This is a genomic window from Beijerinckia sp. L45, from assembly GCF_009765775.1.
GTDB lineage: Bacteria > Pseudomonadota > Alphaproteobacteria > Rhizobiales > Beijerinckiaceae > RH-AL1.
In genome coordinates this window covers 5,441-21,263 of record NZ_LMUU01000040.1, presented here as the reverse complement: position 1 = coordinate 21,263, position 15,823 = coordinate 5,441, and the positions used below count along the sequence as shown (strand labels likewise).

The window sequence follows — 15,823 nt, the reverse complement described above, 5'->3', positions numbered from 1 at the left end:
GTCCCCCGTAGGCATGCGGCCCGGTATTATGATCGGTAACGAGATCGACTTCGAGCAGCTGGCACACGGTGCTCAGACCCGTCGCCAGGGCAAAGTTCAGGCGCGCCTTACCGCGACCGAGCAAGGTCTGGCCGCCCCACTCCACCGCCAGAGGCCTGAGGACGATCGGCGAATGCGGCTGGTCGGGGATTTGGTGCGTGACCAGATGCCAAATCGTTCCGGAATCGCCGGGCGCCGTTTGCGACGCGCCATGCGTCGGCGCGATGAGGAATTCGGAAACGTAGTCGTATCCCGCCTGGGACTTGTGCCGATAAAAGAGCGCCTTGACGGTGCCCTCCAATTTTCCGGAGGCCGCACCGAAAGCGCAAACGGGCTGATCGATGAGTTGCAGCCCGAGGTTCAATTCATTGAGATCGGCGACATCGCCGACGGTATGGCCGAGCCCGAACGGCTGGCTCGTCCAGTCGTCGACGGTGTCGACGTCGACAAGCCCGACGTCGAGCGTCAGGAACGTCCGCCGCGCCGGGAACGCCGGATAGACGTCGGACAAGGGCTCCTTGGTGAGCTGCTTCGGCGCGCTTCGCCCGACCGGGACGATGTTGCCGCGAACCTTGGCCCGGACGATGGAGCCGGTGTCGCCGCAAACATGTCGGTTCGTCAACGCGTAGGTCTTGTGCCCGTCGCTGACGAGGCAGCCCACGCTGGCGATCCGTTCGGCGCCTTGGACATCGACGATGAGCGGGCAGCCGCCGCCGAGATAACTGCGCGGCCAGCGCGTATCGACGGGGGCGCTCGATTGCGGCACGCCCTCTTTCACCACGACCACGCAGACGGGTGCTGCCCGCCCGTCCGGAAGGAACAGCGTCCGGGGCACCATGGAACTCGGGTCGGGGCCCTCGCCGCCGAAGTGCGAGGCATCCGCCCATTTGTCGACGAGCACCAGGATACACGGCCAGGAGTAAGGCCTGACCTCGGAATTATCGAAGGTGCGCGGTGTCTTCTTCCGCCGGGTGCTGTTCAACGTCCGGACGGAGGCGTGGTCGCTGGGCCAGGGATCGTCGTTGCGGATCAGATAGAGACCGACCGCCGTGCCGATCACGTTCGCCTTGTTCATGAGGTGCCAGTGATACTGGTCTCGAGCCTCGAGAAGATCTTTGAACGAGAGACTCTGAAAATTCGTTTGATTGGCAAGAACGTCCATCGCGACACCTGCTTTGACAATATCAAGGGTGATCACGTGATTTATCGGCCGATATTACAAGTTAAGCAATTTATACAAAGGAATGAAATACCGTAGTAGTAGAGGCATAGTCCAATATCGCAAGGCTATCAGTAGCGCCCGGCCGCGCTGGGATCGGTCGGATTGCCCGGCGACTGGTAGGCTGGCTGATCGAGGCTGCTCGGGGCCGGCGCGGCGCGCTGCTCCTGATCCTGCCGCCGCTGGGCCGCGCGATCGCGCGCCTGCTGCTCCGCAATCGCGCGGTTGTGGGCAGCCTCCTCCTGTGCCGCGCGCTGCTCCTCGACGGCTCGCGCGGCCTCCTCGGCTTTGCGCGCCTTCTCCACCTTGGCCGCCGCTTCCCTGGCACGGCGCTCGGCTTCCGCCTTGCGCGCCGCTTCGACGGCTTGGCGCGCTTGCTCCTCCGCTTGCAGGCGCTCCTGCTCGCGGCGCCGGTCGGATTGCAGCCGCGCGTTGAAAAAGGCGCGTTCGTGAACGTCGAATTCGTAGGCTTCGATTCGCGCGCTTTCGCGGGCCAAGGCCCGTGTCGCAAGGGCATTGATGAAGACGCTGATGTCCGTGGTTCGAGCGGGACTTTTCAGCGGCCCGGCGTAGAGAATGACGATCTGCGGCGGTGCGCCCGTCCAGCTTTTCGGCAGCGCCTGCAGCGTCTGGGCGACCCGCTCGTCGATGGCAGGCTTGCGCAGATCGACGGACGCCGAAACGGTGCTCGACACCGGCCCCTTCGACGCGGCATCCGGCTTCGGATCGAGGTGCAGAATGCCGGACGCGAGGCTGAGCGTGAAAGGCCGGGATCCCGCGTCGAGGGCAGCCGCCGCGGCATCGTCCAGAGCGCGGACGATCGAATCCTCGTCGACGCTGAGGCGGTCGCCTTCGACATCGTCGAAGATCTTGGACAACGCCGCCGGATCCGCGCGCGGCACGCGAAGATCCGCGATCGTCGCGTCACCGGTGCCGGCAAGGCTGGCGATCAGCGCCAGCGGCGAGCGGCCGCTGCCGGCGACATCGGCATGGCCGCTGAACCGGCCGGTCGCGCTGGGAAGATCGAGCGCGACGTCGGTGAGGGCGAGCTTGCCTTCCACGGCGGCGGCGACGCCGTCGCGGCGCAGGGTGAGATCGCCGCCGACGCGGCCGCCGTTGAGCCCCGCCGTCAGACCTTTCAGCGCGACGAGCCCCTGGGAAACGCTGACCGTGACGGCTGCATCACTGCCGCTCAACCCTTGCCCGAAATCGAAAGCCTTCGCCGTGAGATCGACCGCGCTCTTGGGGGGATCGATGAGGCCGGAGCCGAAGGCGGTCGCCGACCACAGCGCGCCCGCCGCGGGCTGCTGCGCGGGGCCGAGCGACAGACCGAGCAAGGTCGCCAGCGACAGGCGGTCGAAGGCGAGCGCCCCGGTGAGCGCCGGTTCGGCCTTGGCGGCGCTATGCCACATCAGCGACCCACTGGTCGCGACCCCGTCGATCTGGCCTTTCAGGTCGGCGAAGGAGAGGCCGGCCGGCGTCCAGGCGACGCCGGCGCCGAGATCGACGGGAATGCGTCCGGTGAGATCGGGGAAAGCGACGGCCGTGGATTGCAGCAGCGTCGAGATGTCTCGGCTCGCCAGCTTCGCGGTGCCCGAGCCGCTCGGAGCGCTGGCCAGGCTTAGCTGGCCGGCAAGATCGAGCGTCGTCGCGCCGAACGCGGCGTGAACCGTCGTTGTCAGCGCGCCGTCGAGCGGTCCCTTGGCGTCAAGCGCGATACGGCTCGCGCCGAGCGTGTTCAGCGGCAGCGCCGGGATGCCGAGTTGGCGCAACAGCACGCTGCCTTCCGGCGCGCTGGCCGAACCGGTCGCAATGATCGTCTTGTCGTTGGATGGGTCGGGATAGAGCGTGGCGTCGAGCTTGGTGGCGCCGAGGAGACCCACGACGGTCATCGCCCGCGGCAATGGACCCGAAGGCGCATCGATCGGCTTCAAGGCCGCCGAGATCGTGAGCTTGGCCGGCGTCAGCGCGGCGGCGCGGGCGACCAGGGCATCGCTCCACGCGCTCGGCGCCACGCGGTGAAACAGAGCGGCGGCATCGCCCAGGCGATCCGCGTCCAACGTGGCATCCAGGCGGCCACCGCGCGGATCGAGCGTCGCAGTCGCGTCGATCGTCGCGCCGCCGAGACCTTCGATGCGGAAGGTGCCGAGCGCAAAATGGCCGCCGGTCTTGGTCAACGCGACCCGGAGGCGCCCGGCGTCGAGCGCGCTGTCGCCGACGCGCGCCACCTTGAGGCCGCGCGCATCCAGCTTCAGGTCGAGGTCGGTCGCGGCCGATTGCGTCCGAAGCGCGCTCAGGTCCGGGAGCGCGTCGAGATCGAGTGCATCGGCGCGGAGATCCGCCTTGAGCGCGGCCGGCTCGCTGCCCTTGGCCGCAGCGAAATGGACCGCGCCTGTCATCGTCGAGCGATCGAGGCGGAGCGCTAGGGCGGCGACATCGATCCCGTCATCCCCGACCGTCACGTTGCCTCTGGCATCGACCGCCCGGACCGGGAGGTCCGGCCTGGTGAAACCGGGCACGACGGTGGAGAGCCAGGCAAGTGTAGCGGGCAGATCCCCGGCAGACAGGGCGACCTTGCCCTCGAACGCGCGACCGGTCGCCGGCGCCGCCTTGCCGTCGACGGCAAGATGCACCCTACCCGGGCCGTCGCCCGCAAAACGAAGGGCCGAAGCCTGATCGGTTGCGAGCGCAAAGCTCCCGTCGAGATTGCTGAGCGTTTGCCCGGCGTAGGTTGCCGTCGCAACGGAAAGATTCACCGTCGTCGGCAACGGCGGAACCAGCGCGCGGCGAAGGCCGGCGAGGTCCGGCAGCCGCGGTTTTGCGGCGTCGCCATCGGTCGCAGCGCTCGGCGCAAACAGCCGATCGACGTCAATCTGCTTGCCGACGAGGTTCAACTGCAGCGCGGGCGTGTCGCCAAGATCGGCGTCCCCGGTCGCGGCCAGGACGAGACTGTGCTCTTCGCCGCCAATACGGAGCTCACCGCTGTCGAGCTTGGCCTGCGCGGGATCGGCATGCACGGCGCCCGACAGGCGCCAGGGCAGCGGCAGGTCCTCCCGGCCGGAAAGACGGCCGGAGAGGATCGCCGCGCCATCGAAGCTCTGCCGGATACTGCCGCCGGAAACGTCGGTCAGCGTCACCGTGCCGTCGAGATCGACGCCGGCATGCGCCGATGTCTCCTCCACCACCAGCTTGGTCCGCGCCCTGCCATGGTCGGCCGCCGAGGCCGCGAAGCGGAATTTCGTCCGGCTGTCGGAGGCACCAGCGGCGCCATTGCCTTTGAACGGACCGGCCAGCGACTCGGCTTCGGCCTCGAAATCCAGATGCTCCAAAGCAAACGTCCGCCCGCTCTGCGGATCGGCGATGGCGAGCGTCCCGTCGATCACCGCGATGCGGTCGAACCGCACATCGGCCTTGAAGGCGGGCGCATCGGGCAGCGGCGGCAGCGTGCGATCGTGCTGCAGGGTCACCCGGATCGTCGGCTCCTCGAGCCGGGCCTCGACGACGTCGAACTCGCCATGCAGCAAGGGCGTCACGGACAGTTCGAGATCGAGATGGCGGATGCCCATGGTGATCGGGCCGTCGTCGCCGCCGATCACGGCCTGATCGAGGATGAGATAGGGCGTCGGCAGCAGCTTCAGATCGATCGAACCACCGACCGTCACCTTTTGGCCCAGCGCGTGCGAAAGCCGCGCCTCGACGAAGGCGCGCTGCGAATTCCAGTCGACGAAATACGGCGCGGCGAGCGCCGCCGTGAGCAGGAGGATCAGGAGGATCGCAAGCGCGGTTAGGGTTTCACGCACGGGTTCGGTTCGGCCCAGAAGGAGGGGGTCGGCAGCCAGACGAGATTGGCCTCTCTCAATGCATCAGCTGGATGCAGAATCAAAGGCGCAAGCCCTCAAGTTTGGAGCCGCTGTCTCCAACGGTCGACATCGCGGCATGGCGGCCCCACATTGGTTTCATGATTCGCACTTTGTTCCAGGCCTGCCATGGCCCTGCCTAGCTCCCTCGACGACGCCGGTCTCGACGAGGTGACCCCGCGCGCCGGCGGCATCGCCGATCGCGCCAGAGCCCGCCAAGGCGAAAGCCGCTATCTCGACGGGCTCAATCCCGAGCAGCGCGCGGGCGTCGAGGCGATCGACGGCCCGGTCCTGGTGCTGGCCGGTGCCGGCACCGGGAAGACGCGCGTGCTGACGACACGCATCGCCCATATTCTGGCCTCGAGCCGCGCCCGGGCCCACGAAATCCTCGCGGTAACCTTCACCAACAAGGCCGCGCGCGAAATGAAGGAGCGCGTCGCCATGCTGGCGGGGCCGGTCGCCGAGGGCATGCCCTGGCTCGGCACGTTCCACGCGATCTCGACCAAGATCCTGCGCCGCCATGCCGAATTGGTCGGGCTGAAATCCGGCTTCACCATTCTCGATACCGACGACCAGATCCGGCTGATGAAGCAGGTGATCCAAGCAGCTGGCATCGACGACAAGCGCTGGCCGGCCCGTGCGCTCGCCAATCAGATCGACGCCTGGAAGAACCGCGGCCTCGGGCCACCCCAGGTGCCGGCGGGTGAAGGCAGTTCCTTCGCCAACGGCAAGGGCATCGAGCTCTACCGCGCCTACCAGGAGCGGCTCAAAACCCTCAACGCGACGGATTTCGGCGACCTTCTGCTCGAATGCGTGCGGCTGTTCCGCGAACATCCCGACATCCTCAAGACCTACCAGGAGCGCTTCCGCTTCATGCTGGTCGACGAGTATCAGGACACCAACACCGTCCAGTACCTCTGGCTGAAGCTGCTGGCGCAGGGGCGCCACAACGTGTGCTGCGTCGGCGACGACGACCAGTCGATCTACGGCTGGCGTGGCGCCGAGGTCGACAACATCCTGCGCTTCGAGAAGGATTTTCCTGGCGCCAAGGTAATCCGCCTGGAGCAGAACTACCGCTCGACCGGGCATATCCTCGCCACCGCCGCGCATCTCATCGCGCGTAACGAAGGTCGGCTCGGCAAGACGCTGTTCACCGACGGCGAGGACGGCGAAAAGACCACCGTCACCGGGATCTGGGATTCCGAAGAGGAAGCCCGAACCGTCGGCGAGTCGATCGAGCAGCTGCAGCGCCAGGGGCATACGCTCGACGAGGTGGCGATCCTGGTGCGCGCGTCGTTCCAGATGCGCGAGTTCGAGGAGCGCTTCATCACCCTCGGCCTGCCCTATCGCGTGATCGGCGGCCCGCGGTTTTACGAGCGCGCGGAAATCAGGGACGCGTTGGCGTACCTCCGCTGCGTCGCGCAGCCGGCCGACGATCTCGCCTTCGAGCGCATCTTCAACAATCCCAAGCGCGGCCTCGGCGATGCCACGCTGCAGCTTTTGCATGAATACGCCCGCCGCGAGCGCATCCCGCTGATCCAGGCGGCGCGGGTGATGGTCGAGACCGAAGAGCTGAAGCCCAAGCAGCGCCAGACCTTGCGGGCGCTCGTCGCGGACTTCGCGCGCTGGTCGAGCCTGATCGACAGCAAGCCGCAGGGCCAGCTCGCCGAGATGATTCTGGACGAGTCGGGCTATACCGCGATGTGGCAGAAGGACCGGACGGCGGAAGCGGCAGGGCGCCTGGAAAACCTCAAGGAGCTTGTGCGCTCGATGGAGGAATTCCCTGATCTGACTGGCTTTTTGGAACACATCTCGCTTGTCATGGAAGCTGCCGACAAGGGCACCGGCGAGCGCGTCTCGATCATGACCCTGCATGCCGCGAAGGGCCTGGAGTTCGAGACGGTGTTCCTGCCCGGCTGGGAGGAAGGCCTGTTTCCGCACCAGCGCTCGCTCGACGAATCCGGCCGCGCCGGGCTCGAAGAGGAGCGCCGCCTGGCCTATGTCGGCATCACCCGCGCCAAGCGCCGCGCCAAGATCTACTTCGCCACCAACCGTCGCATCCACGGTCTGTGGCAGACGACAATCCCCTCGCGCTTCCTCGACGAACTGCCGGAGAAGCACGTCGAAGTCACGGAAGCCGCCAACGGCAACGCCTATGGCGGCTACGCGCAATCGCGTTTCGCCAACATGGACAGCTATACCTCGACCTATTCCACACCGGGATGGCAGCGAGCGCAGCGTCGCAACGAGAGCCAGCCGAGCGGCAACGCCGGCGGCTTTGGTCAGCAATCGGCGCGGCGCGGGCCGTTGCAGATCGAAGGCGACCTCGTCGCCAAGTCGAGCGTCGGCTCGGCGTTTGCCAAGGGCATCCGGGTGTTCCACCAAAAGTTCGGCAACGGCGTCGTCGCCTCGGTGGACGGCAATAAGCTCACCGTCGACTTCGACAAGGCCGGCCGCAAGATGGTGCTGGACAGCTTTTTGAGTGCGACCTGAAGGCCTTGCGCCGCTCTTTTGCCGGGACACGCGATGACTGACCTCGACATCCGGGCCGACGATTTTGCGCGCGCGAAACCCTATGGGTGGGTCGGGCTGCCGATCAGCCTGATGGCCATCGTCGGTCTCGGCATGACGGTGTCCGCACTCGTCTCTGGCACGGCGTTCGGCGTCGAGGTGGCGCTGGTCGGATGGCACGCGGCGGTCGTGCGCGCGTCCGGCCTCTTCCAGGCGATGAAGGGCGACCCGCATGCCGGCGAATTCGTTGCGCTTTGCCTGTCGATCCTCATCTATCTCGCGATCGCGCTGATGGTCGTCACCTTCGCCCGCTTTCGCGGCGGCGCGCGCTGGCGCGATCTCATCGCCTGGCATCCCTGGGAAGCGCGCCATCGTTCCCGGCTGTTCTGGGCAATTGTCGTCGGCACCTTCGTCTACAGCCTCGTCGCCAACGAGGCGCTCGCCTATTTCTATCCGGCGTCGCAGGAATGGGTGACGCTTCCCACCGGCGCCTGGTCTGTCGCCCTGTTCTTCGTCGTCGCCGTCATCGCGGCGCCGCTGACGGAAGAGTTGATGTTTCGCGGCTGGCTCTACACCGGCCTACGCGCCAAACTGTCGATCTGGCCGAGCCTCGTCCTCTCGTCGATCCTGTTCGCCCTGGCGCATTGGGAGTCGACGCATCTCTACGCGCTGGTGGTGTTTCCCGTCGGCATGGCGCTCGGCTTCATCCGCGAGCGCGCCGGCAGCCTGAAGGCGTCGATGAGCTTCCACGCGATGTACAATGGGATTGCGCTGGTGATGCTATGTTTCGGACGATGAGACGTCTTAAGGCTTCGCCCAGGCGGTGATCGCCTCCTGGAGATCGCGCTGACCAACGTCGGTCTTTTCGAATGTCAGCTTGGCGATCTTGCCGCTCGACAGGCGGATCGGGATATCGATCCATTCCCGCGACTTCAGCAGATCAAGGTTGGCGGTCTCCGAATTTCCGGGCGTCAGGCCGATGAGGAACGAGTTCTCGACGATCGGCACGGGGACGCCATCCAGCGGATCGCCGTTGCCGCTATCCTCGCGGCGCATCTGCGGAACGTTGATGTCCTTGACGTTGCCCGAGGGGCTGCCGGGCTGAAGGATAAAGCGGATCTTCAGCGTATGCGACGCGGGCAGTGACGCATCGGTGTTCTTCTGGAAGATCACCGAGGCCTTCATCTTGTCGTCCGGCAGATCGATGTCCGCCCGCACGGCGAGGCCGACCGTCTGGTTCTGACCGTCGCTCACGTTATCAAGCCGCCACACCACCGTGCCGAGGTAGGTCTTGACCTTGTTCTGCTCTTCCGGCGCTTCCACGAGCATCGCCGCGCGCCCGGCGACGGGCGCCGCGGGATTGGCCGGCGGCGTCGATGGCTGCTGCGATGCCGCCTGCCCCGAGGCCGCCGCGGCTTGATCTGCGGTCCGCTGCGGCCGGCTGTCGTCCGACGACGGCTGACCGCCGACGCGCTCCACGCTCTTACCGGCGTCGGCCGGCGACTGCTGCTCGGCGGTCTTGGTGTGCAGGGCCTCGGGCCGATCGCGCAACTTGAAGGCGGCGAAGGCCACAATGAGCACGACGGCACCGACGCCCGCGGGGATAATCCATAAAGGCCGCTTCGCGCGCTTGGGTTCGGGCGGCTGCGGTGCGATGGGGCGCTGCTTCTGCTCGGACCGCGGCTTGATTCGCAACGTCTTGTCCGGCGCGTCGTCGATCGGCGGTACGGCCGATGCGGCGATTTCCGACGACACGGGCGCAGTCTCGGCGACCGGTGCGACCACGGGTTCCGGGCCGGGAGCGTCGACAGCCGGCTTGTCGTTCGACACGGCCTCCACAACCGTTGGGTTCACAACAGGCGGTTTCGTCGGCGTCTTGGTCCGCAACGTGGGGAACGGTTTGCTCGGCGCGGGGCCGAGCGCGCCGCCGGAGGCCGGAAAGCGGCTCGGCTCTGGCTTGGGCGCCGGCACTTCGGGCGCTGGCGCTACGGATTCCGGTTCGGGCAGCGGCATCTCGGCCGGAGCCACGACGCTCGCGAGCTCGGTCTCGAGGCGCTCGATGGCGCCATCGAGCGCCACGGATTCGCGTTCGATGTCTTCGTCGGGAACCGGCGGATGCAGCGTGCGCAACTGGCCGATCAGCGCTTTGCGCGCACGCTCATAGACGACCTTGCGCGAATCCGGAGTCGAATTCGGCAAGCTCGCGACAGCTTTCGCCAGGAGCGGATAGTATTCAGCCATGCGGTTTCAGAGCATCCCTTGTCTTTGGCGTCAATCCGCCACCACGGTCTAGCCGCGATTGCCGGGGCTCCGGTCAATCCCGGAAGGGATTGTGCACAAGTATCGTGTCGTCGCGCTCGGGACTGGTCGACAAGAGGGCCACCGGCGCCTCGATCAGCTCCTCGATGCGCCTGACATACTTGATCGCCTGCGCGGGCAGATCAGCCCATGAGCGCGCGTTGGCGGTCGTGCCCTGCCACCCCTCGATGACCTCGTACACCGGCTCGACCCGCGCCTGTGCCGCCTGGCTGGCGGGAAAGCGGTGGATCAGCTGGCCGTCGAGCTTGTAGCCGGTGCAGACGTTAATCGTCTCGAACCCGTCGAGGATGTCGAGCTTGGTCAGGGCGATGCCGTCGATGCCGGACGTCTTCACCGTCTGGCGCACCAGCACCGCGTCGAACCAGCCGCAACGGCGGCGGCGACCGGTGTTGACGCCGTATTCGTGGCCGCGGTCGCCGATGCGCTGGCCGATCTCGTCATGCAGTTCGGTCGGGAACGGGCCGCCGCCGACGCGGGTGGTGTAGGCCTTCGCGATGCCGAGCACGTAGCCGATCGCCCGCGGGCCGAGGCCGGAACCGGTCGAGGCCTGGCCGGACACCGTGTTCGACGAGGTGACGAAGGGATACGTCCCGTGGTCGACGTCGAGCAGCGCGCCCTGCGCACCTTCGAAGAGAATGCGTTTGCCGTCGCGGCGCAGCGTCTCGAGCTTGTCCCACGTCGAACCCATGAACGGCAGGATTTGGGGGGCGACAGCCAGCAGGTCGTCGCGGATCGATTGCGCCGTCACCGGTTCGAGGCCGAGGCCACGACGCAGCGGCTCGTGATGGGCGAGCAGGCGAGCGATCTTCTCATCCAGTGTATCCGGCTCGGCGAGGTCGGACAGGCGGATGGCGCGGCGGCCGACCTTGTCCTCGTAGGCCGGGCCGATGCCGCGCTTGGTAGTGCCGATCTGCACGCCGACCGCCATGGTCGATTCGCGATGCGCATCGAGCTCGCGATGCAGCGACAGGATCAGGGTGACGTTCTCGGCGATCAGCAAGGTCTCGGGCGTGACGACGACGCCCTGCTTCTCGATCTTGGCGATCTCCTCGATCAGGTGATGCGGGTCGACCACGACGCCATTGCCGATCACCGACAGCTTGCCGGGCCGCACGATGCCGGAGGGGAGAAGGGCCAGCTTGAACACCTTGCCGTCGATGACCAGCGTATGGCCGGCGTTGTGGCCGCCCTGAAACCGCACCACGACGTCGGCCTCGTTCGACAGCCAGTCGACGATCTTGCCCTTGCCCTCGTCGCCCCACTGGGCGCCGACCACCACCACGTTTGCCATCGATCTCAATCACCTTCAGGCGGACGAGCCCTGGACAGAGCGCGCCCGAAACGAAAAAGGCCCCCGCGCAAGCGCAGGAGCCATTTGCAGGCGAGGCGTATACAATTGGGCGGCCGGAGTAAAGCTAGCCGTCCTGCGCCTCGGCGATCTCTAGGTTGTGGCCGGACATGGCGTGATTCCTAGACAGAACCCACCGGCTGCGGTTTATAAAGCCACGCTCTATTCGCAGCAGGCTCTTGATGGATATTCTGTTCCTTGAGATCGTTATCATCTTCATTCCCGGAATAATTTGGGAGCGGATCGACAATCGGTTCGGTATCAATCGTCCGACATCGCAATTCGATATCCTTCGACGAGCGTTTTGTTTCGGGCTTACTTCCTACGTAATTCTGGTCCTGCTCCTCGCGCTGGCAAAGGATTTCGCTCCTGCCAGTTACCAACAATATATCACGTTCAAGATGGCATCCTTTCAAAAGGATTCCTATACGCTCGACAAAGCGGTTGTGAACGAAATCATCCTTGCTTCTGGGGTTGCGCTGGTTTGCTCGTTCCTGTGGCTCTACATCACGAACCACAAGCTTCCAGTCCGTTTCATGCAATTCATGCGGGCCACGAAGCGCTACGGCGACGAGGATGTCTGGGATTTCACCTTTAATTCTCGTCGCGCTGAAGTTGAATATATTCACTTTCGTGATTTCGAAAACGAACTGACCTATTCGGGATGGGTCGAGCTATTTTCCGAAACCGGGCAAGCACGAGAGATCGTTCTGCGCGATGTCGTGGTAACAAGCCTCGACGGCTCCGCCGCCTACCGGACGCCGCGTATCTATCTTGCAAGAGCGATGGACAAGATGACAATCGAGTTCCCATATATTGCGGGAGCAGACATGGAGAACGCTGATGAACACAAGGCCGATGGCACCGGATCAGTCGTTCGTTGAGCAGCGCGGTCGTGGCAGCATTCGCCCTCTGACTGAAGGCACCTCTACCAAAGGAGGCAAGAACGCCGCACCATCCCAGATCCAAGTGCGTCCTGCCCCTCCGGCGCCAATTATCCGGCCTTCAGCGCAAAAGCCTCGATAAATCGAACGGAAAAACCCCGGCGCATCGCTGCACCGGGGCCACGTGCGTAGGGGATCTACGCAAGCGCCTTTCGGATGGAAAGGTTTTCGGGCGCCTCTCCTCCCGTATCGTCCGGTCGGGTGATCGGCGGCAAGCCGCCGTGACCCCTGGCGTCTAACGCGCCATCTCCGTCCGATCATAGGGATGGCGGCCGATTGGCCGCCATCGATAGGTTACTCGGCGGCGACGGCGCTGATCGTCGGCTTGTGCGCGGCGTCCTCGACGCCAGAGAACTGGTTCATCGTGTTGTCCGCGCCGCTCGCCTTCAGCGCCGCTTCGCCGGCAAAATATTCCTTGTGGTCGTCGCCGATGTCGGAGCCGGCCATGTTCTGGTGGCGGACGCAGGCGATGCCTTCGCGGATTTCCTTGCGCTGCACGTTGAGCACGTAGCCGAGCATGCCGGCCGGGCCGAAGTAGTCCCGTGTGAGGTTGTCGGTCGACAGCGCCGCCGTGTGGTAGGTCGGCAGCGTGATGAGGTGGTGGAACACCCCTGCCCGCTTCGCCGCGTCCGCCTGGAACGTGCGGATCTTCTCGTCGGCCTCGCGGGCGAGTTCGGTCGTGTCGTAGGACGCGCTCATCAGCGCCTTGCGGTCGTAGGCCTTCACGTCGCGGCCCTCTTCGACCCACGCGTCGTAGACCTGCTGGCGGAAGTTCAGCGTCCAGTTGAACGAGGGCGAGTTGTTGTAGACGAGCTTGGCGTTCGGCACGACTTCACGGATGCGGTCGACCATGACGGCGACTTGGCCGATGTGGGGCTTTTCCGTCTCGATCCACAGCAGGTCGGCGCCGTTCTGCAGCGAGGTGATGCTGTCGAGAACGCAGCGGTCGACGCCCGTTCCGGCGCGGAACTGGTAAAGGTTGCTCGGCAGGCGCTTCGGCCGCACCAGCTTGCCGTTGCGGTTGATGATGACGTCGCCGTTGCGCGCGGTCTCGGGCGTGATCTCCTCGACGTCGAGGAAGGAATTGTACTGGTCGCCGAGGTCGCCGGGCTGATTGCTGACGGCGATCTGCTTGGTGAGACCGGCGCCGAGCGAGTCGGTGCGGGTGACGATGATGCCGTCTTCGACGCCGAGCTCGAGGAAGGCGTAACGGCAGGCTCGGATCTTCGCAAGGAAGTCTTCGTGCGGGACGGTCACCTTGCCGTCCTGATGGCCGCACTGCTTCTCGTCGGAGACCTGGTTTTCGATCTGCAGGGCGCCGGCGCCCGCCTCGATCATCTTCTTGGCGAGCAGGTAGGTCGCCTCGGCATTGCCGAAGCCGGCGTCGATGTCGGCGATGATCGGCACGACGTGCGTCTGGAAATTCTCGACGGCCGCAAGCAGCTGCTGCTCCTTCGCGGCGTCACCGGCCTTGCGGGCCGCGTCGATGTCGCGGAACAGGCCGCCGAGCTCGCGCTGATCGGCCTGACGCAGGAAGGTGTAGATCTCTTCGATCAGCGCGGGGACGGATGTCTTCTCGTGCATCGACTGATCGGGCAGCGGCCCGAAGTCGGAGCGCAGCGCCGCGACCATCCAGCCGGAGAGGTAGATGTAGCTGCGATCCGTCGTGCCGAAATGCTTCTTGATCGAGATCATCTTCTGCTGGCCGATGAAGCCGTGCCAGACGCCGAGCGACTGCGTGTACTTGCTGGAATCCTGATCGTAGGCAGCCATGTCCTTGCGGATGATCGCGGCGGTGTAGCGGGCGATGTCGAGACCGGTCTGGAAGCGGTTCTGCAGCCGCATGCGCGCAACGGATTCAGGATTGATGCTGGCCCAGGTGCCGTCCTTGGCCTTGATCAGCTGTTCCAACTGCGAAATATGGTCCTGATACGCCACGTCGTTCTCCCGCTGTGTTCACATTTCTTAACAAACGCCGACAATAGGGCGGCGCGATCGATGGCCCTAAGATCCTCATCCACCGTGCAAATACAAGATTCCTCTTGGCATAATCGGGTCACCCTGTGTAAAGTTGACAGACAGTCTCTGTAAATCGGTAACTATATTTACATGACAGATGTCATCAACCCTGCACGAAAGATCTTCGCCGGACCACGGCTGAAGCGGCTGCGGCGCGAGCGCAACCTCACCCAGGCCCGCATGGCGGAGGAGCTCGCGGTGTCGCCGAGCTACCTCAACCTGATGGAGCGCAACCAGCGGCCGATCACGGTGCCCGTGCTGATCCGGCTGGCCGATATCTACGGCGTCGATCCGCGCGACTTCATGGAGGATCGGACCGAGATCGCGGTCGAGGACATGGAGCACATCCTCGCCGACCCGTTGTTCCGCGAATCGGGTGTCGGCCGCGCCGAATTGCACGACGCCGCGGAATACGCCCCTGCCCTGCTCGTCGCGATGCAGCGGCTGTATCGCGCCTACGCCGCCGCGCGCGAGACCACGGAAGCGCAGGTGCTGGTCAAAGCCGACCCCGACCGCACCGAAACCCAGCTCGGCGACAGCCCGGTCGAACGTGTGCGCACCATCTTGCAGGAGGCGCGCAACCACTTTCCCGCGCTAGACGACGCAGCGGAAAAATTTGCGTCAGACCTGACGTTGGAAGGCCCCGACCCATTCTTTACCATGGCCGAGCGGCTCCGCAGCCGCCACGGCATCCGGGTACGCGTGCTGCCGGTCGACGTGATGAGCGACCGGCTGCGCTGGTACGACCTCCATCGCCGCCAGTTGATGATTTCGGAGGTGATGGACCAGCCCGGCCGGGTGTTTCAGGTGGCCTACCAGCTCGCCGTCAGCGAGCACGGCGCGCTGCTCAACGCGCTCGCCGGTCAGCTGGAGGCGAAGGACGACGTCGCGCGCCGGCTGCTGCGCGTCACCTTCGCCAACTATTTCGCCGGTGCGGTGATGATGCCCTATGCCCGCTTCCACGAAGCGGCGGAGGCGACCGGCTACGATGTCGAGGTGCTGGCGGCCCGCTTCGGCGCCAGCTTCGAGCAGGTGGCGCATCGCATGACGACGCTGGGACGAGCGACCGCTCGCGGGGTGCCGTTCTTTCTGGTGCGCGTCGATATCGCCGGCAACGTCTCGAAACGGTTTTCTGCCGGACGCTTCCCGTTTTCCCATGCCGGCGGCACCTGCGGGCTGTGGAACCTGCACGCCACCTTCGCCGAGCCCGGCAAGATTCTGACGCAGATCGTGGAGCTGCAGGAGGGCTCGCAGTGGTTTTCGATCGCGCGGACCGTGCGCCGCTCGATCACCCCGCACGGCACCATCTCGCCGCGCTTCGCGGTGGCTCTCGGCTGCGAGATCAAATACGCCAACCGCCTCGTCTACGCCCGCCGCCTCGACCTGGCGACTCCGGACGTCATGCCGATCGGCATCAGCTGCCGGCTGTGCGAGCGTCCGAACTGCCCGCAGCGCGCCGCCCCGCCGGTGCTGCGCCCGCTGCGGGTCGACGAGACGACGCGGGGCATCTCGCCGTTCGCGTTCAATGAGCCTTGAACGTCAATCTCTCAGCGTCATGGCCGGGCTT

8 protein-coding genes and 1 pseudogene are annotated in these 15,823 nt (G+C 65.5%); 4 read left to right on the top strand and 5 right to left on the bottom strand.

The genetic code is table 11. The features are described 5' to 3' along the window. Positions 1-1,201: pseudogene (locus GSQ79_RS28895) on the bottom strand (hypothetical protein); the annotation flags it as partial. A 128-nt stretch (positions 1,202-1,329) separates the two neighbouring features. After that, positions 1,330-5,058 (bottom strand): AsmA family protein, encoded by a 3,729-nt coding sequence (locus GSQ79_RS04045; RefSeq protein ID WP_158807457.1) that lies wholly within the window; start codon positions 5,056-5,058, stop codon positions 1,330-1,332. A 186-nt stretch (positions 5,059-5,244) separates the two neighbouring features. Between GSQ79_RS04045 and GSQ79_RS04040 the strand changes: the two genes are divergently transcribed. Together GSQ79_RS04040 and GSQ79_RS04035 are read left to right on the top strand one after the other, a co-directional pair. Beyond that, positions 5,245-7,608: an ATP-dependent helicase gene (locus GSQ79_RS04040; protein ID WP_158807456.1), complete on the top strand. Its 2,364-nt coding sequence runs from the start codon at positions 5,245-5,247 to the stop codon at positions 7,606-7,608. A 33-nt stretch (positions 7,609-7,641) separates the two neighbouring features. Then, on the top strand, positions 7,642-8,424 hold the full coding sequence (locus tag GSQ79_RS04035; RefSeq protein ID WP_158807455.1) for a CPBP family intramembrane glutamic endopeptidase: 783 nt from the start codon (positions 7,642-7,644) through the stop codon (positions 8,422-8,424). A 6-nt stretch (positions 8,425-8,430) separates the two neighbouring features. Here GSQ79_RS04035 and GSQ79_RS04030 read toward each other — a convergent pair whose 3' ends face one another. Further along, positions 8,431-9,867, bottom strand: coding sequence for a hypothetical protein (locus GSQ79_RS04030; RefSeq protein WP_158807454.1), 1,437 nt, complete (start codon positions 9,865-9,867; stop codon positions 8,431-8,433). A gap of 73 nt (positions 9,868-9,940) precedes the next feature. Then, positions 9,941-11,236, bottom strand: coding sequence for an adenylosuccinate synthase (locus GSQ79_RS04025; protein WP_158807453.1), 1,296 nt, complete (start codon positions 11,234-11,236; stop codon positions 9,941-9,943). Between the two features lie 239 nt (positions 11,237-11,475). Here GSQ79_RS04025 and GSQ79_RS04020 point away from each other — a divergent pair, with 239 nt between their 5' ends. Next, positions 11,476-12,177 (top strand): DUF6338 family protein, encoded by a 702-nt coding sequence (locus tag GSQ79_RS04020; RefSeq protein ID WP_158807452.1) that lies wholly within the window; start codon positions 11,476-11,478, stop codon positions 12,175-12,177. Positions 12,178-12,531: 354 nt separating this feature from the next. On the opposite strand, the gene GSQ79_RS04015 is transcribed toward GSQ79_RS04020, so the two are convergent. Further along, on the bottom strand, positions 12,532-14,175 hold the full coding sequence (locus tag GSQ79_RS04015; protein ID WP_158807451.1) for an isocitrate lyase: 1,644 nt from the start codon (positions 14,173-14,175) through the stop codon (positions 12,532-12,534). A 171-nt stretch (positions 14,176-14,346) separates the two neighbouring features. Between GSQ79_RS04015 and GSQ79_RS04010 the strand changes: the two genes are divergently transcribed. Further along, entirely contained in the window at positions 14,347-15,792 is a 1,446-nt protein-coding gene (locus tag GSQ79_RS04010) for a short-chain fatty acyl-CoA regulator family protein (protein ID WP_158807450.1), read from the top strand. The last annotated feature ends 31 nt before the right edge of the window (positions 15,793-15,823 follow it).